The 23,245-nt window shown below is 57.9% G+C and carries 27 protein-coding genes and 1 pseudogene; 1 reads left to right on the top strand and 27 read right to left on the bottom strand.

Going from position 1 to position 23,245, the window contains the following annotated elements:
• Window positions 1–17 precede the first annotated feature (17 nt).
• From HIJ39_RS14515 to HIJ39_RS14385, 27 genes are all read right to left on the bottom strand, one after another.
• Window positions 18–878: a hypothetical protein gene (locus HIJ39_RS14515; RefSeq protein ID WP_169100941.1), complete on the bottom strand. Its 861-nt coding sequence runs from the start codon at window positions 876–878 to the stop codon at window positions 18–20.
• Between the two features lie 320 nt (window positions 879–1,198).
• On the bottom strand, window positions 1,199–2,419 hold the full coding sequence (locus tag HIJ39_RS14510) for a flagellar hook protein FlgE (RefSeq protein ID WP_169100939.1): 1,221 nt from the start codon (window positions 2,417–2,419) through the stop codon (window positions 1,199–1,201).
• An 11-nt stretch (window positions 2,420–2,430) separates the two neighbouring features.
• Window positions 2,431–2,877, bottom strand: coding sequence for a flagellar hook associated protein (locus HIJ39_RS14505; protein WP_169100937.1), 447 nt, complete (start codon window positions 2,875–2,877; stop codon window positions 2,431–2,433).
• On the bottom strand, window positions 2,874–3,332 hold the full coding sequence (locus HIJ39_RS14500; RefSeq protein WP_169100935.1) for a flagellar hook assembly protein FlgD: 459 nt from the start codon (window positions 3,330–3,332) through the stop codon (window positions 2,874–2,876). Before HIJ39_RS14500 ends, HIJ39_RS14505 begins: the two co-directional genes overlap by 4 nt.
• 22 nt (window positions 3,333–3,354) lie before the next feature.
• Window positions 3,355–4,602 carry a hypothetical protein gene (locus HIJ39_RS14495; RefSeq protein ID WP_169100933.1) on the bottom strand — a complete coding sequence of 416 codons (1,248 nt, stop codon included), beginning with the start codon at window positions 4,600–4,602 and terminating at the stop codon, window positions 3,355–3,357.
• Between the two features lie 49 nt (window positions 4,603–4,651).
• Window positions 4,652–5,269 (bottom strand): PilZ domain-containing protein, encoded by a 618-nt coding sequence (locus tag HIJ39_RS14490; protein WP_169100931.1) that lies wholly within the window; start codon window positions 5,267–5,269, stop codon window positions 4,652–4,654.
• Window positions 5,260–5,685 (bottom strand): hypothetical protein, encoded by a 426-nt coding sequence (locus HIJ39_RS14485; RefSeq protein ID WP_169100929.1) that lies wholly within the window; start codon window positions 5,683–5,685, stop codon window positions 5,260–5,262. The genes HIJ39_RS14490 and HIJ39_RS14485 overlap by 10 nt, the downstream gene beginning before the upstream one ends.
• Window positions 5,682–7,004 (bottom strand): FliI/YscN family ATPase, encoded by a 1,323-nt coding sequence (locus HIJ39_RS14480; RefSeq protein WP_169100927.1) that lies wholly within the window; start codon window positions 7,002–7,004, stop codon window positions 5,682–5,684. The genes HIJ39_RS14485 and HIJ39_RS14480 overlap by 4 nt, the downstream gene beginning before the upstream one ends.
• Window positions 7,001–7,684: a flagellar assembly protein FliH gene (locus tag HIJ39_RS14475; protein ID WP_169100925.1), complete on the bottom strand. Its 684-nt coding sequence runs from the start codon at window positions 7,682–7,684 to the stop codon at window positions 7,001–7,003. The genes HIJ39_RS14480 and HIJ39_RS14475 overlap by 4 nt, the downstream gene beginning before the upstream one ends.
• Window positions 7,668–8,672 carry a flagellar motor switch protein FliG gene (gene fliG / locus HIJ39_RS14470; protein ID WP_169100923.1) on the bottom strand — a complete coding sequence of 335 codons (1,005 nt, stop codon included), beginning with the start codon at window positions 8,670–8,672 and terminating at the stop codon, window positions 7,668–7,670. Before fliG ends, HIJ39_RS14475 begins: the two co-directional genes overlap by 17 nt.
• A gap of 120 nt (window positions 8,673–8,792) precedes the next feature.
• Window positions 8,793–10,364, bottom strand: a complete 1,572-nt coding sequence (gene fliF / locus HIJ39_RS14465; RefSeq protein WP_169100921.1) for a flagellar basal-body MS-ring/collar protein FliF — start codon at window positions 10,362–10,364, stop codon at window positions 8,793–8,795.
• Window positions 10,365–10,379: 15 nt separating this feature from the next.
• A complete protein-coding gene (gene fliE, locus HIJ39_RS14460) occupies window positions 10,380–10,670 on the bottom strand; it encodes a flagellar hook-basal body complex protein FliE (protein ID WP_169100919.1) in 291 nt (96 codons plus the stop codon).
• Between the two features lie 2 nt (window positions 10,671–10,672).
• The gene (flgC, locus tag HIJ39_RS14455) at window positions 10,673–11,086 is read right to left on the bottom strand and encodes a flagellar basal body rod protein FlgC (protein WP_169100917.1); all 414 of its coding nucleotides are present in this window, start codon (window positions 11,084–11,086) and stop codon (window positions 10,673–10,675) included.
• On the bottom strand, window positions 11,086–11,454 hold the full coding sequence (locus HIJ39_RS14450) for a flagellar basal body rod protein FlgB (protein WP_169100915.1): 369 nt from the start codon (window positions 11,452–11,454) through the stop codon (window positions 11,086–11,088). Before HIJ39_RS14450 ends, flgC begins: the two co-directional genes overlap by 1 nt.
• Window positions 11,455–11,467: 13 nt before the next feature.
• Complete coding sequence (locus tag HIJ39_RS14445) at window positions 11,468–12,223, bottom strand: flagellar motor protein MotB (protein ID WP_243239707.1); 756 nt, start codon at window positions 12,221–12,223, stop codon at window positions 11,468–11,470.
• Window positions 12,220–13,032 (bottom strand): flagellar motor protein, encoded by an 813-nt coding sequence (locus HIJ39_RS14440; protein ID WP_169100913.1) that lies wholly within the window; start codon window positions 13,030–13,032, stop codon window positions 12,220–12,222. The genes HIJ39_RS14445 and HIJ39_RS14440 overlap by 4 nt, the downstream gene beginning before the upstream one ends.
• Before the next feature lie 10 nt (window positions 13,033–13,042).
• Window positions 13,043–13,615, bottom strand: coding sequence for a hypothetical protein (locus HIJ39_RS14435; protein WP_169100911.1), 573 nt, complete (start codon window positions 13,613–13,615; stop codon window positions 13,043–13,045).
• Window positions 13,616–13,699: 84 nt separating this feature from the next.
• Window positions 13,700–14,929 carry a tetratricopeptide repeat protein gene (locus tag HIJ39_RS14430; protein WP_169100909.1) on the bottom strand — a complete coding sequence of 410 codons (1,230 nt, stop codon included), beginning with the start codon at window positions 14,927–14,929 and terminating at the stop codon, window positions 13,700–13,702.
• A gap of 76 nt (window positions 14,930–15,005) precedes the next feature.
• Window positions 15,006–15,386 (bottom strand): FxsA family protein, encoded by a 381-nt coding sequence (locus tag HIJ39_RS14425; protein ID WP_169100907.1) that lies wholly within the window; start codon window positions 15,384–15,386, stop codon window positions 15,006–15,008.
• Window positions 15,387–15,397: 11 nt separating this feature from the next.
• Window positions 15,398–16,573 carry an MFS transporter gene (locus HIJ39_RS14420; protein ID WP_243239705.1) on the bottom strand — a complete coding sequence of 392 codons (1,176 nt, stop codon included), beginning with the start codon at window positions 16,571–16,573 and terminating at the stop codon, window positions 15,398–15,400.
• Window positions 16,570–17,103: a chromate transporter gene (locus tag HIJ39_RS14415; protein WP_169100906.1), complete on the bottom strand. Its 534-nt coding sequence runs from the start codon at window positions 17,101–17,103 to the stop codon at window positions 16,570–16,572. The genes HIJ39_RS14420 and HIJ39_RS14415 overlap by 4 nt, the downstream gene beginning before the upstream one ends.
• Before the next feature lie 146 nt (window positions 17,104–17,249).
• A complete protein-coding gene (locus tag HIJ39_RS14410; protein ID WP_169100904.1) occupies window positions 17,250–19,487 on the bottom strand; it encodes a S53 family peptidase in 2,238 nt (745 codons plus the stop codon).
• A gap of 102 nt (window positions 19,488–19,589) precedes the next feature.
• Entirely contained in the window at window positions 19,590–20,570 is a 981-nt protein-coding gene (locus HIJ39_RS14405; RefSeq protein WP_169100902.1) for an aldo/keto reductase, read from the bottom strand.
• A 523-nt stretch (window positions 20,571–21,093) separates the two neighbouring features.
• Complete coding sequence (locus HIJ39_RS25190) at window positions 21,094–21,324, bottom strand: type II toxin-antitoxin system HicA family toxin (protein WP_207711690.1); 231 nt, start codon at window positions 21,322–21,324, stop codon at window positions 21,094–21,096.
• Between the two features lie 33 nt (window positions 21,325–21,357).
• Window positions 21,358–21,570 (bottom strand): type II toxin-antitoxin system HicB family antitoxin, encoded by a 213-nt coding sequence (locus HIJ39_RS14395; RefSeq protein ID WP_169100900.1) that lies wholly within the window; start codon window positions 21,568–21,570, stop codon window positions 21,358–21,360.
• 171 nt (window positions 21,571–21,741) lie between these two features.
• Window positions 21,742–22,128: a PIN domain-containing protein gene (locus HIJ39_RS14390; protein WP_169100898.1), complete on the bottom strand. Its 387-nt coding sequence runs from the start codon at window positions 22,126–22,128 to the stop codon at window positions 21,742–21,744.
• Window positions 22,128–22,421 carry an AbrB/MazE/SpoVT family DNA-binding domain-containing protein gene (locus tag HIJ39_RS14385; RefSeq protein ID WP_169100896.1) on the bottom strand — a complete coding sequence of 98 codons (294 nt, stop codon included), beginning with the start codon at window positions 22,419–22,421 and terminating at the stop codon, window positions 22,128–22,130. Before HIJ39_RS14385 ends, HIJ39_RS14390 begins: the two co-directional genes overlap by 1 nt.
• A gap of 334 nt (window positions 22,422–22,755) precedes the next feature.
• Between HIJ39_RS14385 and HIJ39_RS14380 the strand changes: the two are divergent.
• Window positions 22,756–23,170, top strand: a pseudogene (locus tag HIJ39_RS14380) (IS110 family transposase); the annotation flags it as partial.
• Window positions 23,171–23,245: the final 75 nt, after the last annotated feature.

The following is a 23,245-nucleotide window of genomic DNA, read 5'->3' as shown; positions in this document are numbered from 1 at the left end:
CGCTTCGTCGTGGGTGGCTAGTCCTTCGACGACGAGAATTTCACTCGCTGGCGCATCCCAGCTTGTCTGGGCGCACAAATCGTGCTGCCAAACAGCCATTCGGCCGTCGTATGATGGCCGTCACGGGCAATATTCTCGCCCAGAACCCCAAACGTTTCCGGCAACAGATGGGTATGCAAATAGCGAACCAATTTCTCCGCTTGCGCCACATCTTCCGCAGGGGTACCGTCCCATACTTCCAAGGTCCAATCGCCTTCGTGCCACAACACCAGCGGTGCCCTCAGGGAGGCCCCCGCATATTCAGTCCCCAGAATCCCTTTGCCGAGATTAACCGTCTCGGCGGACACGTTGGGCGGTGGCTGGTATGCAGGGGCAATCGATTGACTTGGGCTCTGATAGAGAGCCGCCTCGGCCACGGCTGGCGACGTGTAGCGAACCGCGCCAAATGAGCCTACGATCGCGTCGGCCTGTTCATAGGGAGCTGTGGATAGAATCGAGCTGTTGATAGGCAGTCGCTTGTCGCTGACAAAAAGATTGACCGAATAGTTGTTGCCGTGGCCGTTGGCCATGGCAGCCAAGTGCGGGGTCACAGGCGCAAAACCGGGCTCCGTCGGTGCCATCAACACGGGAATGACGGACTGGTCCTTGAGGTACTGCATCGCCTGGCTGATTGTCGTATCAAAATGCACGGCGGATGTTGCGGTTACCGACTGCGTGATCTGGGCGTTCGACGCCGAAGGCGAGACGGTTGGTTTCACCAAGGCGTGAGAATGAATCGCTCTCGGCGCCGATGCCGGTTTGGCACCTGAGCCACAACCCGACACAATCCCCAACAACCCCAAAACCATTAAGGTCCCAGGAATCTTTTGGCCACTCAATCATGTCACCCTTCATTGGCGCGATTTGGCTCCTGCCTCATTCGCCTAAGACGGCGTCTTGTCCGCGTATCCATAGTAGTAGCTGTAGGCCCTGTCCTCTTGCAGCTTAAGGCTGTGTTGAGAACAACCCCGAGAATTCGCGCTTTCACCTGCTCAAGCCGTTCTTTACCCTATGCGACGGTTACCACTCCTTCGTTCTCGCATACTTCGACAAGAATGACGCGACTTCCTGTCTCCAACTCAAATGGATTCTTAATCCACCTATACTCCGGGAAAAAAGGAGGACCGGAACACACTCCGGTCCTCTGAGTGGGTTCAACCTATTGAATGGCATTCACCAACGTGGTATCCAGCGTCTGCGAGATGGTGATAACCTTGGAGTTCGCCTGATATCCCTGCTGGGCAATAATCATGTTGACGAACTCGTTGGCCAGACTCACGTTGGAGCCCTCCAACTCACCTGCAGCAATGCTGCCCAACTGCCCTGTGGAGGCAGTGCCGACAATCGGCGTACCGGAGTTGGGAGACTGTTGCCAGACAGTGTTGCCGATGTTCAGAAGACCGCCGGGATTGGTGAAGTCGGCCAGCGCCACCTGCCCCAGCACTTGCGTACCGCCGTTGGAGAAACTACCCGTGATGGTGCCATCCGATCCAATGGTGAAGTTCTCCAGCGTACCGGCCGGATTGCCGTCAGCAGACGCGCTCAGATTGGACGACATGGCAAAGTCATTCATCCCCGAGTAATTTAGATTGATGGCCTGCCCGTTGACGGTGATAGTCGTCCCTGTTCCCCCACTGGACACCGCACCACTAGAACTAAAGGCCACTGTCCCGGCGCTGCCGGTGGTCGGCGTGTTTGCTCCTGCAGCGGTGTAGGAATAGGCGACGTTCCATGTCCCAGGATTCGTGGTCGACTGTGTAAATGTCAATGTGATGGGAATTTGGTTGCCCAGCGAATCATAAGCCGTGATAGGCACTGAAACCGTCGAGTCCTGACTGTTGATGTTTCCTGTCACGGTCACATTCTTCGTCGCAGTCGCTGGTTGGGTCTGGTTGGGCTTGATGGCAATGGGAACCATGTTAGTGCCCGTCTGGGCTTTGTTCTGAACCGTGGTGGGCGACCAGCCCATCACTTGATCGCCCTCCGGATTGACTAGATTGCCATTGGCATCCAAACTGAAGTCGCCAGCGCGGGTATACGCATAGCCGCCTTGCGACGTCTTGACCACAAAATAGCCGTTCCCCTGAATGGCCAAGTTTGTATTAATCCCGGTCGACTGTAGTGAACCTTCGTTGGTGTTGATCTGCACCCCGGCAACATTAACCGCCCCACCGGCTGCTTCCTGCACCGGGTTGATGCCTCCGATTGACGCCGTCGGTGCGGAAGCACCCGACAGGGTCTGCTGTAAGGCCTGGGCAAAGGTCATGGAACTGGCCTTGTAGCCCACGGTGTTCACGTTGGCGATATTTTCGGACACCGTGCCCAAAAGGGCCTGGTCCGCGTTCAGGCCTGAAATGGCCGCGTACATACTTCCTGACATGAGTGGCCTCCTTAATCTTCCATCGAGTGGATGAGGCTCCAATGGACGGGCGCTGGCTGTCCCCCGTCAGTCGGTCGGGGGGACGAGACGCCCTCAGAAGAGGTCCGGCCTACCACGACCAGCGCGTCCACATTGGAGATGGTTTGCATCGAATCGATTCCGGCTTGGGACACGGTGGTAATCACCGTGCCGTTTTGCGGCGCAACGATGAATATGCCCGGATCCATGACGATTGCAGCCTGCTTCGCGCCTGTGGCCTTGGCTTCGCCCATGGCCTGATGGAGAAGCGCCATCTCTTTTCCGGAAAGCGTAATGTTTCGTGCCTGCATACGTTCCGCGGCATGGCGGCTGAAGCTTACTCGGGTCTCAACCAGATTCTTGAATCCCGGTGCTGCACTCCGAGTGCTGGACGCGACATTCGCCTGAGAGCTTATCTCTACGCCCTGAATCGGCTTCATGACTCGCTCACCTGCTGAATGTCGCTCGCCTTAACAGTCCCGATTCCTGACACGTCAAAGTTCACACCGTTCGAGCCGGTAGAAACGGCTGTCACTTGCCCGCTTTTGCCGTCGGTGGTGGTCACCGTTTTGCCAATTAATTGGCTTGCGCTCACAATATTGGTGCTGTTTCCCTGAACTGCGGACAGAATCTGCTGCAGTGTCGAGGTTTGACTAGTGACCGCCGAGAGCTGCGAAAACTGGGCCAACTCCGCAACAAACTGCGTGTTGTTCATCGGTTGCAACGGATTCTGGTACTTGAGTTCTGCCGACAGAAGGGTTAGAAACGACTGCTCGTTGAGCTGGGAGCCGAGGTTTCCGATGCCGCTCGAGCTGTTCGTGGAACTGGCTGGCGTCCCCGTTGTGCTCCCCGTTCCGCTGACGCCAATCGGCGGCGTTGTGGGATTAATGCTCATGATGCCCTCCTTTCAATCAACGTTAGGCGCGATAGTCCACGCCGTCGGTCTGAAGTCCTGTTATCATGGATGGCATGGTGCTTGCCCGTTCGGTTTGAAACTGCCAGGGAAGCATCATCTCGTGTCCACTTTGGCCGTGTCCGGATTGTCCGGGATTTCCCATCGTCCCCTGTTGCCCACCACCTTGCAGAAGCAGGGAGAATTCCAACGTGGACACCCCATCGGGCAGGTGCACCGCTTGGTGTGGCAGAGCCGTGGGACTGGTGTTGATGACCCCGAGCGCCAGTTGGCTTGCACTCACGGTCAAGTCGGCCTTGAGCTTCGACCCCTGCTGGGTCAATTCCATCTTCAGGGGCTGCCCACCGTCGAACGGCGGCCGAATCAACCAAGAGGACCGCTTGACGCCATCCTGCTGCACCACACGCGTGGCCTGGATCTTCCATCCTGGCGGTGTGGCCGTCGCCTTGTGTTGGGCTGTCACCGGCGAAGCGACGGAATGAACCTTGGTTGCTGCGGCATGGTGCGCCTTACTAGCTTCCGCAAAGCTTGGAGAAGCGCTGGTCGCCAACGGCTTAATCCCTGTCGAATCCGAACCCCCTGATGGCATCCGATGCACCTTAACCTTCAGGCTTCGCCCCCGGGAAGCGGATATTGCCGGAGCTTTCGGCGCCGTCTTGGAAGCATCCTTGGCGGTGGCCTTCGGAAGCTTGTCCTGAATCCTCGCGGACACGGTCGGCTCCAAACGGGCTTCGGGCTTCGCTTTAGCCGTAGCCGCGTGATGGTCAGCGCTTGGTGCCGGCGTGACCTTGGCCTTCATCTGAGCCTGATTGGGCTCACTCGGGGACTTAGCCTTCCCAGATATCCGTTGTATGCTGAGACGACGCGTTGTTGCTTTCGTCACCGCAGTTTTGACCGCCAACGGAACGACCGAACGCCGGGCCTTCGCCTTGGGGTCGCTTGTCGCTTTAACGATCCGAGATTCGGCCCCGTGAGCGGCAGGCTTGGCCTTCGAATTGGACACCCGTTGAAGCGGCACTGCCTGGGAGGGCGTCGGATTGCCGATTGACGCGACTTTAACCGCTTTTTTGTGAGCTTTGGCTGCCCGGTGGGTTTTCCCCTCGGTGCGAACGTCTCTTCGCCCGGATTTCGACTTGACCTTCCCGGAACGTCCCTTGACCAGTTCTGCAAACCCGGAGTCTGACGCCGTTTTCGGCGTTGGCCGACCCGACTCCATCTTCGGAGTTTCTACCGGCATCATGACATTCATCATTTTCACCTCCTTTCAGTGGCCTTCCCTTTGGGCCTCACCCCCCTTCCTGTTATCGTCCGACTTGCATGCGGGCGTGCTGACGTCGCACATATTGTTCCAACCATTTGCGATCGGCAATGGAAATATGGGTGAACTGAACTGCCGTTTCCCAGCTTTGCCGTCCTCGCACCTCGCGCGGCTTGGCGGCGACGCGCACGACCTTCGCGACAATTTGCAAAATGCGCTGTTCCACTCTGAGTTGCATTTTGAGTTCGAGTCCTGCCCACACCTTGACAGCGCTCGGAAAGCGGAGCCCGGTGGAGGACACGTCCATTGTGGTGGTGACCAACATCTCAGAATCAGGCCGCACCAAGCCGTATTCCAAGGGCAGCGCCACCTTGACCCGAAACGACTTGCGGAATTCCACCACCCGCGGTGTACCTTCCAATTTGACGACAATGATGGGAATCGGATCGAGCACATCGGTCACTTTGCCGAACTGTTGGTAGAGGGTTTCATCCTCCGACCAACGGATAGGGATCTTTTGCCCCGGCAGCGGAGTGAGCTCCATTTCTGCGTCACGCAGTGCGTCAATGTAGACTTCATCCCGTACCGAGCGGATGACCCGGCTCTGGACTGTCCGGTTCGTAAACACGATGTGTACCGATTGATTCGGATCTAGCCCCACGGCTCCCTCTCGGCCTCCTCTTTGGCACGGCGTGCGACGCCACGCTGACTTAACCCTCGGACCTCTCGACGTTGAAGCGTTTTCAGGCGCTCCTGCTCCCGCCGCTCCATGATGGTTTCGAGTGTCTCGATACGGCGGATCACGCGGATCAGCGCCTCTCGACACTCACTTATTCGCGTTTCGACAACAAAATCCTTTTCTTCCAGGATTTGCAGTTGCTTGTCGGCTCGGGCTCCAAAAGCCAGCCATTGGGCAATATCTCCGCCCGATGCCATGGTCTCGGGAGCTCGAGTCATGGAGAGGTGCCAATGTTCCCGTTGTTGGGCAATGAGACGCTGTTCCTCGACGAGAGATGCCAGTTCGTGGCGCAGCCTATCCCGCTCTTGTCCCGCCAGATCGATGAGTACCGAGATCATGCGGACTCCAAGGCCGATTCCCGGGACAAAATCTCCTCCAAGGAGGCCAAGGTTTCTTCTGGCGTGCAAAATTCATCGACAGCCTGCGTCATCCATCCCGTCAAATCAGGCTCAATGCGAAGGCAGGCATCCAAAATCGGATCACTGCCAGGATGGTAGGCCCCCAGCATGACCAAGTCTGCGCTCTTGTCTAAACGCGCCAACACGCGGCGCACGCGTGACGCCAGCCGTTGGTGACTCTTCTCCGTCACGTCGGGCATGACACGGCTCAAGGATTTCAAGACGTCAATGGCCGGAAAATGGTCTCGCTCGGCTAGACGGCGGTCAAGATACAAATTGCCGTCAAGAATGCCTCTCACCGCGTCGCCAATCGGATCGGTGGGGTCGTCGCTGTCTAGCAGGACGGTAAAAATGCCGGTAATGCTGCCCTGACCGACGCGTCCAGCCCGTTCCAGCACCCGCGGCAATAGGTGAAACACGGAGGGCGTATAGCCCCGAACAGCCGCCAATTCTCCGCTTTCGAGCCCTACTTCGCTCTGCGCCATGGCTACCCGGGTCAAAGAGTCAACGACCATCATTACGTCCCGCCCCTCTTGGCGGAAGGCCTCCGCCACCCGAAAGGCGGTATCCATAGCGCGCAGGCGCAAGATGGCGGGGCTGTCCGAAGTGGCGGCAATGATGGCAGTACGGGCCAAGGCCTCAGCAGCCAGGGCATGATAGAATTCGGAAATCTCACGGCCACGCTCCCCAATCAGCGCTACCACGGCCACGTCCGCACTAGTGCCTTCCAACATTTGCTGGAGCAGGGTGGTCTTCCCCACGCCGGCACCGGCGAAGATTCCCACCCGTTGGCCCCGTCCGAGCGTTAAGATCCCGTCAATGGTCCGTATTCCCGTCCACAGCGGCGCGTCAATAGGCTTTCGTTCTAAGGGTGCGATAGGAGCGGGCGTAATTTCCTCACGCCGCGTGGTGAGCGGTGGCTTGCCGTCCAAGGGGGCCCCTGTGCCGTCCACCACCCGCCCCAACAGTCCGGTGCCGACGGGAACCCGAAGCCTCCGACCCGTTGCGCGCACCATCATACCCTGTCGTAAACCCGTCAGGTCCCCGTAGGGCGTTAACAAGAGCCGCCCTTCGGAGAGAAACCCCGAAACTTCCAGCATGGTAACCTCACGGTCGCCGTCCATCAGCCACAAAATCTCGCCAATGGCCGCTCGCGGTCCCCGACTGACGACCGATAGTCCCCGTACGGCCTCAATGCGGCCGAAGCGCTGAAAGCGGCGGTCAGCGGGAATGCGCTCGATACGGGCTGGATCAATCATCCCAGCACCTCCTCAAGCAACGCCTTGAGAGACACCCAGGGTCCGCCCAACGCTCCGCCCGCCTCGCCCTCCACGCGCATGACGCCCTGAGCCAGGGCGTCATCAACCATCACCACCAAATTGGGCACCGACGTTTCCAGAAGCTCCTCTAATGCCTTAAGCCGAGGGCCCCAGGTGGGGTCAAGAAACAACGTCACCTTTTGCCCGTCGACGGTGCTCGCGAGTTCCTCAATATAGGCGGTGATGACGTCCAACCGCTCCAACTTTAATCGCGAGTAGACGGCCAACGACAACGCAGCCGCCAGCGCCAGAGTGCTCTCGTCGTTGAGGCGGCCCAAATAGTCGCGTGTCTTCGCCATCAAGAGCAAGGGCTCCTCTAACTGTTGCCGAATGGCCTGCCATGATTCGATTGCCGCTTTTTTGCCATCCGCCATCCCGGCTTGGTAGCCTGCGTCAAATCCGTCCCTTTGGGCCTGTTCGCGCAACGCCCCCGCCTGGGCTTCGGCTTCTTCAATGATCGCGCGGGCCTCACTTTTGGCCCGGTCTACCACCTCGCTGACCACTTCCGTAATTTCCGGCTCGAAATCGGCCGGAGGGTCCGGCAGACGAACTTCCACCGCCACCCGTTGGCGGCCCACAGTCTGTTGATGGGCTTTGAGCACTCTAGAGGATGAAATCATCCTTCTCCCCCCGTGAAATGATGATCTCGCCCTGATCCTCAAGTTGGCGAATGATGTTCACGATCTCGCGCTGGGCCTGCTCCACGTCCCGAATACGCACGGGCCCCAACACCTCGATGTCCTCCTTAAGCAATTCCGCCGCTTTTTGGGACAGATTCTTCATGATCCGTGAGACAATATCTTGCGCTGTTCCCTTCAGTGCCATGGCCAAAGTCTTGTTGTCCACCCGGCGGAGCACTTTCTGAATCGCCCGGTCATCCAACTGCACAATGTTCTCAAATACAAACATGCGATTGCGAATATTCTCGGCCAGCTCCGGATGCTGCTCCTCCAGACGCGACATGATGAGCCGCTCGGCGGATCGTTCGGTGTTGTTCAAAATAGGCACAATCACGTTCAAACCGCCTCCGCCCCCACTCGCCTCGTCGGCAGCCAAATCCGACAGTTTCTGCTCGATCAGCGCCTCAACCTCTTTGATGACCTCAGGCGCTGCCCGCCCCATCAGGGCAATGCGGCGCGCCACGTCTGTCTGCAAATCCGGGGGCAGCGCAGACAGCACCGCCGCGGATTGCGCCGGTTCGGTGTGGGATAAGATGACGGCAATGGTTTGCGGGTGCTCATCCTGCACCAAGGCGGTAATTTGCTGCGGCTCCACCTTACGGAGCATCTCAAACGGACGCTTCTGCAGGAAATTCCGCAGCCGGTGCATGATTTCGGTGGCCCGCTGATCGTCAAAGGCCCGCTCCAACATGTCTTTGGCGAGGTCAGCACCACCCTCGGCAATTTGTCGGTCAGCCTGGCTCAAGTGATAGAACTCGCTTAAGACTTCGTCTTGAAACTGCGGATCAACACGCTTCATCTTGGCGATTTCAACCGTGATCGCCTCGACATCAGAGCGCTTCATATAGCGCAATATGCCGGCTGCCTCGTCAGCCCCCATACTGAGCAACAAAACCGCGGCCTTGCGGGCGCCCAGCACCTTATCCACTGAGCCCACCCCCTCGCGCAGCAAGAGGCGACAACGCCACTCGGGCCGGTTGATGTTGGATTATGGCTCGGTTGGGCTGCATTGTCGTCCTCCTTTCGAATCTGGTCGCATGGGGATTGGCTAACTTTCGTCCTCCATCCAAGCTTTTAGGAGGCGGGCCGCTGTTTCCGGATCGTTTTTGGCCATTTCATCCAGTCGTTGGCGGGCCTGGTCGGAAATGGTGGGTTCCTTAGCGGCGCGCATTTCATTCAGCAACTCTGCCACCGACATCGGCTCCTGAAAGTCTTCCTGAGCTCCCACGGCCGTGGGGAGAGTCATCACCGGAACTTCCGGCGCGGGGCGGTTCTTCAACGTACGGCGAATAAGCAGGATGACCACCAAAAGCGCCGCCGCGGCCAACGCCACGAGTACCGCCTGCCGAATGCTCTGCGCTCGCTGTGCCTTTTGCATGGCGGCGACGGCTTGAGAAACAGCGGTGCGGTTGAACGGCATGCCCACGACCGTTAATTGATCCCCCGCCTTCAAATTGACGCCGGCAGCATTTGCGACCAAACTCTTCAGCTGCCGCGTCTCGGCAGCACTCAGCTTCTTGTCCACAACCACGGCCACCGTCAGCCGCTGAATTTGACCCGCGGGAACTGTCTCGTCCGTGGTTGTGGAGCCTACCTTATAGTTGCTAATGGTCGTCTGGCTACTGGACTTGCTGGACGAAGGCGCCGTGGAGGTAGTCACGGTAGGGGTATTGCCCGCCGTCCCGACTGGGGTCGAGGGCGGCGTCGATCCGGTGCTGGTTTTGGTCTGAACCTGCTTCGACGACAAGACCGAATGGCCGTATTGCACCGAATGCACGGTCGAGTGATTAAAGTTCAAAATGGCGCTCACCTGGACCACCGCGTTGCCTGGGCCCAGCACTTGACTTAGCATGCTTTGTACATTATTGCGGATTTGTGAGGACACTTGCCGTTCGGCTGACAATTCCGCTCCCGACATGCCCGACACGCTGGCTGCTGCCGTATTGTTGAGGACGCCGGCGGAAAGGACTGTGCCGGCCTGGTCCACAACCGACACTTGATTGACGTTGAGTCCGGATACGGAATGAGCCACCAAGTTCATGATGCCGCGGACCTGACCGGGTGAGAGCGAGGCTCCAGGCGCCAAATCCACAAAAACAGACGCCGTGGCGGAGGACTGCGTTTCCCCAAAGAGGCTCGGCGACGGCTGGTTAATCAATACCCGGCTGGATCGAATCCCGTTTATGCTGTTGATGGTGGCCTCCAGAGTCGCCTCTAAATCGGCTAATTGCGTCAGCTGAATTTCCTGCGAGGTTTCGCCGAGACTAAAGGCGAGCGAATTGGACGGAAGCCCCACGCTGGTGGAAGGAATGTTTTGATCCGCCAACGACACCCGGACTTGGTTAACGTCTTTTTTCGGCACCTCGACCGTGGAGCCGCCTTGAGTAAGTTGATACGGGATTTTCATAGTGTTGAGCTGGGCGGTGATTTGCCCCGCAGTGCGAGCATTTAAATTCGTATACAACGGCTGCCAGTCGGGGCTGGTAACGACAGCCCAACCGGCTACCAAGAGGGCAATGCCGAGCGCCGCAAGACCGCCCAAGCGAAATTTCTTGGACGAGGGCTGGCTCTTCCACCATTCACGCAGGCGGCTTAAAAACGCTTGAGCACGATCATTCATTGAATTCTCCTCGGCTTAGCTCAACGGCATGTTAATGATGCTCTGATAGGCCGAAATCGCCTGGTTTTGAACCGATGTGGCCACATCCAGCGCACTCTGGGCCTCGGTCATGGCCACCATGGCTTGGGTGACGCTCACATTGCCCGCCATGGCTTGTTGAATGGTCTGGTTGGCCGAGCTCTGACCCTGCTCCAATCCTTGAACCGCTTGTCCCAACAGCGTTCCAAAGTTGGAGGCGAGGCTGGCTTTGACGGGTTGGCTTCCGCCCAAGGTGATGGGCGGCAGCAGCGTCAACGGCAAGGCCATGGCTACGACCCGATGGTGAGCGCCTTCAAGTCCATGGACTTGGCGGAGTTGAACGCGCTGACATTAGCTTGATAGGCTTGGGACGCCTCAATCATATCCACCATTTGCGTCTGTAGGTTGACATTGGGATACAGCACGTCTCCCTGAGCATTAGCCTGCGGACTGGTCGGATCGTAGACCACCTTGAACGGGGTCTGGTCCTGATGGAGGCCGGAAACCAGCACCCCTTGACCGATCCCGGCATTAGGGCCGGACTTCGCTGCAGCTAGACTTTGAAAGGTCACATATTCGCTGCGGTATGGGCCGCCTTGTGGGGTGACGGTCGTGTCGGCATTAGCGAGATTGTTGGCCACCACCGACAGGCGGAACGATTCCGCCACCATACCGGTCGAGGAAATGTTCAATCCATCGAACATTATTGCGCCTTCCCTTCGGTTACAATTTTTATTTCGGTCGTCTTCTGGTTATAGGCCTGCACGGCCGTTTCATAGAGAAGCTGCGAGCGGGCCAAGTCCGCCATTTCAGAGGTCATCGACACGCTGTTGCCGTTATTGCCCACGGAACCGGGGGTAGTCACCACCGTACCTGCGACCTGCGCTACCGCTGACGGACCTTGGCCGAGCGCCTTAGCCAACTGACCCTGAAAGGACAGATTCTGGGCCTTGAACCCTGGCGTGTCGTAGTTGGCCAAGTCATTGGTGATATAAAGCTCCTGCTGCCGGCTTAAATTCATGGTGGCGACGATGGCAGCATCTGTAACATTGCTAAGCGGTCCAACTCCCATCCCTATCTCCTCCTTACGGCCCTTGCCCTATGGCGACTTGAGCCACATCCTGACGCAGCACCAAAATGTTGACTCGCCGATTCTTCGCGCGTCCAGCCGCCGTGCTGTTGCTGGCGACCGGATGGTACTGCCCGAAACCCGCCAATGACAACCGCTGTGGGCCAATCTTGGGCACCCGGCTTAACTGATACACCACGTTGGCCGCCCGCATGGCGGACAGTTGCCAATTGCTCGGATAGCGGCTGGTGTGTATGGGGGTCGAGTCCGTATAGCCCACCACCTCAATATCGTTTGGCACCGTGGCCAGCACCCGCCCTATCGACCCCATCAAAGCCATCGCGGCCGGGGAAAGCTCAGCCGATCCCGGCTTAAACAGGGTGGTCGCGTCCAAACTCACCTCGACGCCCCGCTCATTGCTGGTGACCGCTACCTCGTTTCCGAGCCCCGCCTTGTCAATCGCCGTTTGCAATTTCGTTTGTAGATGACTCAGCGACTGTAACTGCTGCTTTTGTGCCCGCTGGGCATGCGTCCCACTATTCCCCGTCACAATCGAAGGCCCCGGCGAGCTGCCCACAATGCTGTTGGAATCAAAGTTCTGGGCCAGGGCTTGCGCCACCAGCGAGAACTTAATCTGCTCGGTGCGATTCATGGCGTACAGCACTATGAAGAAGGCAAGCAGCAGCGTAATTAAGTCGGCATAGGTGATAAGCCAGCGCATCATGCCGCCGCCTTCACCACCGCCTCCTTCTTCGTGCTCCTCCTCCATCATGAGACTTGGACCTCCCCGGCCGGTGCACCGGCATCGCTGGAGACCCCGGGTCCACCGGAGGGCCGGATGAAGCTCATCAGCTTGTCACGCAGCATCGAGGGCGCCATTCCTTGCTGAATGGACAAGAGACCCTCAAGCGCAATTTGGCGCATCAGGGTGCCATGCTTGGCCTTGTTCTTCAGATTCCCCGCTAATGGCAGCCAAACTAAATTCGCACTTGACACCCCATATAGCGTGGCAATGAAGGCCAAGCCGATGGCGGAGGCCAGCTCGTTGGGGTTTCCCGTCAACTCGCCCAAAACATGCACCAAGCCCATGATGGTGCCCACAATGCCCATGGTTGGAGCATAGCCCCCGGCCGCCTCAAAGATGGAGGCTCCCATCTTCTGTTGACTGGATTGCGCGTAAATGTCGGTCTCCAACATTTGCCGCATGAACGTCGGGTCGGCGTTGTCTACAATGAGCTGCAGCCCCTTTTCCAGAAAGGGGTCGTTGGCCAAGGCAATTTCCGGCTCGAGTGCTAGCGGCTGCTGCCGGCGGGCGATATCGGTGTAGCGCACCAACTGCTCGATGAGCTGTACCGGGTCAAAGGTTGAACGCGTCAACCCCATTCGGAAAAGCCCCGGGACTTGCTTCAGCTCATCGAGCGAGAAGGAGACGGCCGTAGCGCCAATGGTGCCGCCAAACACAATCATCGCCGCCGTACCCTGCAACAAAGCCCCGGCCCGGCCGCCTTCCAGCACAAACCCTCCCACCAAGGCAATAACTCCAAAGATAATGCCGCCTAAGGCGCTGACGTCCAAACGCATGGAAATCCCCCTACATCCAGATTCCTCGTTCGGCAAAGGGGATTGCCCGGTACCGATTTGAAACACCGCCGGTGAAGCGGTCATATTCCTCAGGGGTGGCAAATCCGCGGCGAATAATTTCGCGCCGGAGCCGAATGGGGTCCAATTCAATGCCGTTCAAGTTATCCACGCCAATATAATTTCCCGGAGATAATTGAATTTGTGGAACCCATGTGCTTTCGTTCGGCAAATACTCCGCGCGAATGTCAAACATCCGACGGTTGCCAACCACTTCCCATACGCCAGTCCAGGTGTGTGGTCCCAAAACCACATGGTACATGCTTTCTCGATTACGCTCTCGGTTCGGTTTCATGATGTGTTTGCAAAAGATGGGCCCTCCCACGGTCGCGTCGACCTGGTACAGCACATGGGTTAAGATAAATTGCAATAATTCATCACGGCTTGGCTTAATCATTCCATTAGGAAAATAGCGGTCGGATTCGCTGCGGCGACCCCGCCGCTTGGTCCGCGGCCGGCTAAAAATTGGCGCCGATAATTCGACAGCCTGCCCGTCTTGGAAGAAAGCCAGCGACTTGCTCGACATGATAACCCCCCCATGTCGGAATTTGTTTTCCGATACTTCACCTTTCGACAGCTTCCTGCCATTTCCTTCTTTTGGATGAAGAATTTAGTACGGGAATTGTCGCGTTTCGAGCCATTCTTTGAGTGGACGCTCGTCGTCACTGGGCTTGTTCAAGAGGCTAAAAAATTGTCGAATTTTCGAGGGCGCAATCACGGTCGCCATGGTCGAAAACACCTCTTCGACATTCGCTCCGCGAAGATGGGCCAGGACTGTCTGCCAGGCCGCTCGATACCCCGGATAATCCTCGATGAGATTCATCAGCCGCGCCAACCCAGTGCGTAGCCGGCCTTCCGCCAATTCCGCCTCCGCATAGCGAAGACGAGCCTTCGAGGTGGCATACCCTGGCTCCATGTGCGGCAAGTCCACCTCTCGAAGCGTCAAAGCCTGGGCAAAGGCGATCATCGCCCGATCCCAGCGTTGCAGCGCCATCTCGGCTTGGCCGGTTAGGCTCCAAAGCTCAGCCCAATCGGGGTGACGCTCGAGAAGCTTTCGCGACTGACGCAAAGCCGCCTCTGGCTGGCCTTGTTCCAAAGATGCCAACACCCCAATGCCGCCAGCGATGCGGATTCCGTCTATCGACGCTCCACGTGGCACCCGCGCGAGCCGCTGCACTACCTCCTGGTAACGGTGTTCCGCCCAGGAAAGAACCGCCAGGGCTAGGTTGGCGCGCCATTGACGGGGTTCGAACTCTTCCAACCGCACCAACTCGGCGCGCAATCGGCGCGTAGCCTCAAGAGTCGAGACACGATTTTCAAGTCGGTAGACATGTGCTTGCAACGAGCGGATAGGAAACCCATATTCAATCAAACTGCCCGTGATTTGCGGCCAAATACGGCCGGAAAAGCGGATCTGGGGCATCACTGGGACAAGCCGCACCGGCTCCGCCAAAATCTGTCCCGCGGCACCGGTGGCAACGATCAGACGATAGATGCCGGGACTTTCCGGTTCCAGGGCGCTGAGCAGCCGGCCAGCGTCCCGCGCTTGAAACTCCTCGTTGCCATGCAGGAGAAGCGCCCAAGGGGTGTTCACACGGGCCAGGGCTTGATTTCGCATGGTGGTGAAGGTCCCCCAAAAAGGCAGGCGCAAAACCTCCCCCGGCAACTCGGAAAAGTCCTCAGGGCCGTACGGCGCAAGCAAGTCAGGAACCACGATGGTCACTTTTTGTGCAATATTTAATGCCGAGTACACCGCATGCTCTATTTCATCCAAGGTATAAGGCCACGCATCGATTACAGCGGTCACCCATTGGCGTTGTTCAGACTCCGTTCTCACCATTTCGCCTCTTTTCTCAGAAGCTTTAGTGAGAGCGATTCCTGATGGGGAGGCGAATTCCTCTTTTTTGGATGCCCTTTTAACGCAGGAAACGGCCAACGACACGATTCGACAGCCATCGGACCAACACCCGAGATACCCGTTCACGAATGGCGGGAATGGTAAAGAGAATACCTAGAATGCCGGTCAGGGGGCCAGGGGTAATCATGAACGCCATGGCGGTCACCAAGATGGCTCCTTCGCCCAGTCTGTGAACGGGAAACCCTTCTTGGCTCCATTCCAGGCGAACCTGCTGCCACCACGTGTGCCAGCTTTTTTTGGCCAGATAGGCGCCCAGCAGCGACGAGGTCACCGTAATGCCTAGGGTCGCCCACCAACCAATAAAATGGGCGAGAAGAAAAATGAGCGCCAGTTCCACTAAGGGGACCAGCAAAAATACTAAAAACAGGCGTTTGAACAAACGATGTCCTCCTATGGGGTAATGGGAGGCGCCGGTGTTGGTCGTCCGGGAAGGCCGTTCCACAACCACCAAGCAATAATAGCCGTAAAGAAGGTGGCAATGACTAACGGGGCGTAGGCCCAGTTGCGAAACAAGAGTCCCCCCGGTAGCGGGGCCAGAGCCCCGGCTAATTCTGTCACCAGATTGTAAAAACCGTATGCCGTGCCAATTTCGCCCGGCCGCGCCACGCGGCCGACCGCCACCCCTTGCAATCCCCGGGAACCCTCGCCAACGCCGCGCATCAGACCGGAAAAGAGGCCCCAGCCTATGCTCTCGGGGGCCCATAGGAGCGCCATCCACCCCACAACCAAGAGTCCCAGTCCCGCGCCGAGTGCCCGGGGAATCCCCAATTTCTCACCCACACGTCCCCATATCGGTCCCGTGACCGTCGCTGCCAAAATGGCGATCGACCCCAAGACCCCGATGGTTTCTATCGACAAATGTCCTACTGTTTTCCAGTAGGGTACCACAAATGGCCAGGCGATACCCTGCACCGTGGCCAATCCTGCGGAAAAAATGACCCATTGAAAATAGCGCGGCCGAGTTTTCGGCCGCCACTCGACTTGATGGGTCTTTTGAATGGGAACGGGGGGATGGGGCTGAATTTGCGCCATTGCCAATGTGGACAGCGCATAGAGGATGCCCGCCAGGATGAAAACCAATTGATAGGAATAATGAGAGGTCAGATATCCGCCGATGGTGGGGCCGATGACCATGCCAGCACCAAAAACACTCATGACCACGTTATAGGCTGTTGATAATTTATTCGGAGATGCCTCGGAGACCACCACCGCCTGGGTGGTGGGGACAGAAAACGCGGAGCCAAAATAGAGCACAACTCCAACAATCAGCCATTCCCAATGGGGCGCCATGGCAAACAGGAAAGGAACCGGAACGGCCACGATCGACCCCCAGATGAGAACGGTACGGCGATCCACGCGATCCGACAGCCATCCGCCCGGAAAGACGACAAACGCGGTGATGATGCCGGAGACGGTGCTCATCAGGCCCACAATTACGGGCCCGCCGCCGAGTTTCTCGATGTAGAGCGGGAACAAAAGCCCATACAATCCGAAACCAAGTCCCCAAAGGCCTTGGGCCAACGTCATCCACCACAAGTCGCGCGTCATTCCGAGCCGCTTAATCAACGCAAAAACCACGCTCCTCCAGCCATGGCGGCCAAAATTACCCACACCGCCGGGATTTTCAGCCAGTACATGGTAACGAACCCGCCCACCAAAAAGATAGTCGGCACAAGCCACCGGTCCTTGGGAAAAGAACTCGGAATGAGTTCAATAATTAAAAGCAACAACAACACGATGACGATCGGCTTCACACCGCGAATAAGGCCAGCCACATAGGGATTGGCTTTATATATTAAGAGCACGCGATAAAGGCCTAACATCAACACCAACGACGGCAGCACCACGCCCAATAAGGCGGCCACCGCGCCTATCGGCCCACCCACCTGATAGCCAATGGACGCCGCCAACTTGGTGGCGATGGGTCCGGGCAAAGCATTGCCGACGGCTAGCATTTCGGCAAACTGCTGGCTGGTCATCCAGTGGTTGCCGTCCACCGTTACCGCCTGGATCAGCCCGATCGAGCCGGGGCCTCCCCCGTAGCCCAAAATGCCCACCTTAAAAAATCCCCAAAAGAGCCCAATCCATGTCTGCATGTTGTCCCCTCCCTATGAGTTATCGAAAGTTCTCGGCGCACAGGGAGGATTCCTCTTTGTCCATGCTTACGCCGGGCCTAAGAAAATTAGACATGCCGCATAGAAGAAGGACCCCCGCGCTGAGGCGGAGGTCCCCATTTTGTTCGCTATCGTCGCGGGCCAGGTCCCCGTCCGGGCGCGGGTCCTGGGCCGGGAGCCGGACCTCGGGGCGACAGAGCCTGGGCCAACGCACCGACGTTGATTTCGCCGAGCCCCGTGGCGGCGTTGTAGCCGGGGGTCACACTGTACACCCCGTTGTTGCCGTAGGACGCCGTTGACATGACGGCCGGGTCCTTAGCCGCTAGTTGGTAGACGACGGGATTCACATTCCCCAGCGCATGACCTACTTGCAGCGTCAAGTCGCCCACGAATCCCGCAAATAACGGGGCGCTTGCGCTGGTTCCTCCCACGTAATAAGTCTGGCCTCCGAGATATGCGAAATAGCCCGGAGTTACCACTGATGCGGGGAGCGAGAAATCCGGATTGCCGCGCCCGAGGTACGGCGGCACCACTTGGTCCTGATAACTGGGTCGAGGCTCCAGAGTGCTGTAGCCGCCGCCGGCAATCATGTTTTCCATGCTGAGGAACGACAGGAGTTCCGGCGTGGACAACTCGCGGCCGATATTGCCGCCCCACATGGCTATCTGGTTGACCTGCCCGTCGGGGTTCACCGACGCCTCAGTCCCGCCCAAGGCGCTCACATAAGGGGAGTTGGCCGGATATGACGGTTGAGGAGTCATATCACCGTATTCTGTCCCTTCAAAGGCGCCACTATCGCCGGCCGATACCGAGATGGTAATCCCTTCGATGTTGGCTTCCTCAGCGAAAAGGTCCCATGAGGCTTGAGCCCCCGGAGCGTAAGCTTCTTCCACATCCTCGCCTCCACCATAGCTGATGGAGAAAACCTTGGCCGTGTCCTGGGACACGACCTGATTCAACGCGCTCCGCAAGCTTCCCGCCTCATAGACTTGGATGTTGGAACCAGGGGCAGCGGTCTCCATCATTTGCATATCAAGGCTTTCTTCCTCCTCGATGGCAGCCATGGTGGGCTGCCCGCAGGTAGCCACCGTGCACGCGTTCGGTCCGGTGTAGGCCACACTGACATTGGGCGGGGTCAACCCGAATTTCTGGGCAAAGGCATTCACATCCTGCTCCGACACGCTCGCCACATTGCCTGCGGTATAGACGGCCAAGCTCGCCGGACCGTGCAGGGCAGTCTGCTGCTCCAAAGACTGCCCATTGACGGCACTGACGACCGAGTTGGAAGCGGGGTTCCATGGCGCCAAAATGGTGCCGCTTGCCGATGGCCCGAATAGGCTGGCGGCCGTTGTGGTCTTGGCCGACGGTCCTTGGAACACCGCCGTCGGCAGCTGCACGCTGGCGGTCGCATGGGTAGAGGTGTCTATAACCGTCAGTTGAAGACTCACCGCCTGCGCTTGGGACAGCGAGAAGTCCATCACGAACTGCCCAGCGCTGTTGGTTAAGGTAGAGTCAACCACCGAGGCGGCGCCTTGAATGGGGCCACTGACACCCTCGAGAGCGGCGTTTTGATCGGGAACGCCATTTTGCGTGACCGTCACCAAGTACCGCACTGCCATCCCCGGAACCCGTGGGCCGTTGGAAATGCGTTGAGCGGTCACCGTCAAGCCGTTTTGGGTGCTGGTATGAGTATTGCCCGGCGGAGTGGGGCGCATGGTTCCCGCCGGCGCATATCGCACCAACGGCATTTTCAGAGCCGGCTTGAGGCTAGAGGGTATCCGCGGCATCAACGTGTGGACCACCAGTCCACTAATCCCAACCGCGGCGCGCAATGGGCTCGGTATAGTAATGGCCGAATTGGGGGCCACGAAGACATGCCGATGACGCTGAAACTTGGCCAAATGAGTGGTGAAGAGGGCGTCCACCTGTCCTGCCGTCCCCTCGACGGCCAGCATTTGACCGGTCTCAGACACTTGGAACCCATGCTGCCGCAAGTACGCGCTGATGCGGCGGACCACCGACGCGTTCGGTCCATATTGCTGCATGAGTTCCGAGTGCGTGAGAAAGTGCTGATACAGAGGAGAGTTTGGATCGCTCACAGCATTGGCATAGGTGCTCAGTCCAGCGGCATTTTTTGAGGGAAGGGTAAGGTAGAAGGTCCAAGGCGACGACCGATTCAGGTCCCCTTTGGACTGGGCCTGCTTTAGGGATTGTGGCGACACCATGTTGGCCTGCGCAGGAAGGTTGGTCGTCGGCCCGGCCGCCTCCACCAATCCTCCTGGCACAGCCGCCAAACTGGAGATGCCCAAGAGCCCCAACGCCCAGGCCCCATAAAGCCATCCAGAACGTTTATGATCTGTAATCATGAATGTCCCCCTTTACAACAAAGTGGAGGACAACTTCCATAAACGGCAACAATTTCCTTCCGTAATCGGGGACTTTTACGCGACACGCTTCGACGAGCGACGCTAACGCGTGACGTCTCGGGCGATATCGGTCAACGCTTGGCGATCGCCGGGAGAGAGGCTCCACCCCATAGCCCCGGCATTTTGCGCGGCTTGGCTGACGCGCGTGGCCCCGGGAATAGCCATCACACGGTTTCCGGGGTAGGTAATGACCCAATTCAGCGCCACCTGTGCGGGGCTGACATGGTAACGTTGAGCCATTTGTCGAAGTTCCTCGATTAAAGGTTCCGTTTTGGCCAGCATCATGGGCCGAAAGTGAGGATCCAACCGCCGCATACCGCCGGGCCGTGCCGCCCCATTATGAAATTTCCCCGTCAACACCCCTTGAGCCAGCGGGGAATAGGCGATAATGGTGATTCCCCAATCCAAAGCCGCCTGGATCACCCCATTTTCTTCAATGCGCCGATCCAAAAGATGATAGCGAACCTGATTGGAAGCCAATGCATAGCCATGGGACTTCAGATGCTTCGCCGCTTCCACCATCTGGGCGGCCGAAAAGTTGCTGACTCCGGCATGGCGGATGAGCCCTTGGTCCAGTAGGCGGGCCATGGCTTCCATTTGCTCCTTGACCGAGGAATGCGAATACGGTTGGTGAATCTGATAGAGGGTGATGGGGCGATTGTGCAGGCGGCGGCGCCGCTCATCAATGGTCGCCTCCAGATGGCGTGCGGAACGCAGCACCGGCCACCATTTTGTGGCGATGGCAACCTGGTCCGGTGCAACGCGCAGATCATCCAACGCTTGAGCCAACGCTTCTTCCGACTTGCCCCGGCCATAAACTTCTGCCGTATCGAACCAATTGATGCCGTGATTCAAAGCTTCTTCCACAATTGACATCATTAACGCAGGCTCAAGCTTAGGCCAAAACCGACCCACCAAGCCCTGTCCCTGGCTGAACTGCCAAGTCCCCAGGCCGATTGGTGATAAATAGGTGTCGCTTTGTCCCAATTGATAACGAGGGGCGGTCTGATTCGTCTGGTTCATACCTCATTATCCCGCCCCGAGTGCCGATCAGCAATCGGGAATGGCAAAAAGGCAGCCAAATTTTTCAATTAATCCATAGCCGCCCCGACGGCATAAGGAATCATCATCACGCTGGCTGTTGTTTTATTCATATCTTGTCGCCCGTTCGGAACCATGACTTAGCCAAAACTACCCGTATTCCGGTGCTATCCCGCAATATCCAATCTCAATTCCGCTCGTTCCAATCCGGCAACGCGGGGCCATTGGCGGGCTGATGTCGCCCCGTATGTTGGCTGATTCGTAGGATTTCACAAACGCACGGCGTATCGAACATGCGGCACGAGGGCTGGCGGCAGGCGTGTCTACTGCTATCAATTCATAGAGCGCGTGGGACCATGGAACCGCTGGCCTTATTTCAGCGCACGAATGCGATAGATAGCATAGCCTTTGTGGGATTGGTGCCCCGTAGCCCAAGTCACGACAAGTTTTGCCTGTCCGACGAAATTCCCACCACCGGTGACGGTGCTGCCCCACTTGCGACTCTTTACGACACCCAGGCCCGTTGTGAAAAATTGATGCCACACGGCCTGAGTCGGTACTTCACTTTGGTCACTTGGGCGGAGTCCAAAATATGTTTCAGGGTACCCGGAGGTATTGTTCGGCGACTGTGTATCGGGATAATGGCATAGCGCTGCGGGTTACTGAAATGACGGATCAACAAATGGCTACCGCTCTGACGCACATCAATGAATCCCAACCGATGCAGTTTTTGCAACAGTTCGCGCGGTGAGGCGTGGAAGCGGCGGCATCAGTCGACCTCGACTTGTGCAATCGTTTCCACCGAATCGGGCACGGGAATGCCCTGTTCGGCGAGATAGCCCAGGATCAGATGGATGGCGTCCACCAGATTGTCCAGTGCTTGCCCCCGCGTCTGTCGCACACTCGTGCAACCAGGCAAGGCCGGCACATAGGCAAAAAATTCGCCGTCGCCCTGCTCCACCACCACAGTGTATCGGGCCATGCCGCTCATCTCCTTTGACTAATTATACAATGACCTGTGGGTCGACCAACAGTCGTCACCGGTGACACGCCTTAGGGGACATACGCCCCCGAGTGCGCCTATGGAACTCCTTAATCTCCGTGGTAGCAAACACAGCCACTTAGGGCGTCATGTCCAGCCAATGGGCAACGCTCAAGACGTGGACCCCATACTCGTCCAGTCGCGTAAGGACGCCGGATCTTCCAGTAGGTCCTTGTCACCGGTGACCAAGTGGGTGATCTGGTGCCAGACACACGCCGCCGCAATCGGCGCATCCTGCGGATCCCGCAAGACGTCGGCCCACTCGGCTATCGTGGCATCCGGCGGGTCTGCGAGTACCATAAACCGTGATCGCACGCCGGGCCATACCTCCGGGGCATGAAACTTGGCCGCAAGAATGCGTGCCGCTTCCGCATCGATCCATTGGGTAATCAACAGTTGGGACCAGCGTTCCCACCCGCTATAGAGGGCCTGTGCCGCCTGTCCTCGCGCAAATACCAAACCCGCCACCACGACATTGGTATCCCACAGCACGCGCATTATTTAGGGTCCTTGGGATCCTTGGGATCCTTCTGCCGTTCTGTCCATTGCTCTGCCCGGACCTCGCGGGCCCAGCGGTAGACATCCTCCTCGGTAATGCCTTCGGCGGCCGCGATGGCCCCCAGGCGACCTTGCGCGCCCTCCACATCGGGCAGGTTCAGCTTCTGCACCCGCAAGGTCCCGTCCTCTGCGCTGACAAACGCCAGCACATCGCCGGCGTGAATATCGAACCGCTCGCGAATTTTCTGGGGAATCGTGACTTGTCCTTTGGTGGTCACTCGAGACGTCTCCATGGTTCTGGCCTCCGGTAAGGAATTCTTACCGAAAGCATACCACATCCCCGCTCTCTCCCATATACTTAACGATGCGAATGGCGGACTATCCGGCCCGTTCGTATTATGAGGTCACCAGGAAACTGGTTGACCTCGTTGTCTGAGCGGGGTTGGATGAAGGTAGCCGGGTGGACGTCCCGGCCCGTGGGTTGCGAACCCGTGCGCTAAACTGTCCACCCTCCTACTTGTCGACGCATGTTTGAAGCTTGTTGGGCTTTGAGCCACACGCGAAGCTATGGCACGACAAGCTCGGATTAGGAGGCTACCGGCAAATTTCCAGGAAGGACGAATCTGTATGACCCCTGTAGTGGGCCTGGACGTGGCCAAGGCGCGTTACCGAAGGACAAGCGTTTCTCGACAAGGGCCGTCCCTATGGCCCATCGTTTCAGATTGTTCATACCCAGGAAGACTTGGCGCGATTGCAGACCGTCCTCGACGATCTCGCCGCGCAGACGGGTTGCCCGCCGACCGTTATTTTGGAGTCCACCGGGCCGTATCATGTCCCAGTCGTCCGATTTCTCGAGGATCATGGGTACGCCTATATTCTCCTCAATCCACTTATTCCGTACCAGGCCAAGCAATCAAGTCTGCGGAAAGTCAAGACGGATGCGGTCGATGCGTACCGCTTGGGGCAGCTATTTTACAAGGAAGAGCTAGCGCCCGTGCGCCGGCGCGGCAAGCAACTCCTGGACCTCCGCCATCTCACGCGGTAGAGTAGGAGGCCCCTTGCGGGGCCGTCCCCTCATCGAACCGGACTTGTGGTTTTCCCACATCCGGCTCTCCGA

This window comes from Sulfobacillus harzensis (genome assembly GCF_012933365.1).
In the GTDB taxonomy this organism is placed as follows: domain Bacteria; phylum Bacillota; class Sulfobacillia; order Sulfobacillales; family Sulfobacillaceae; genus Sulfobacillus_B; species Sulfobacillus_B harzensis.
The sequence above is the reverse complement of the archived record's forward strand: the minus strand, read 5'-3'. Positions and strand labels throughout refer to the sequence as shown.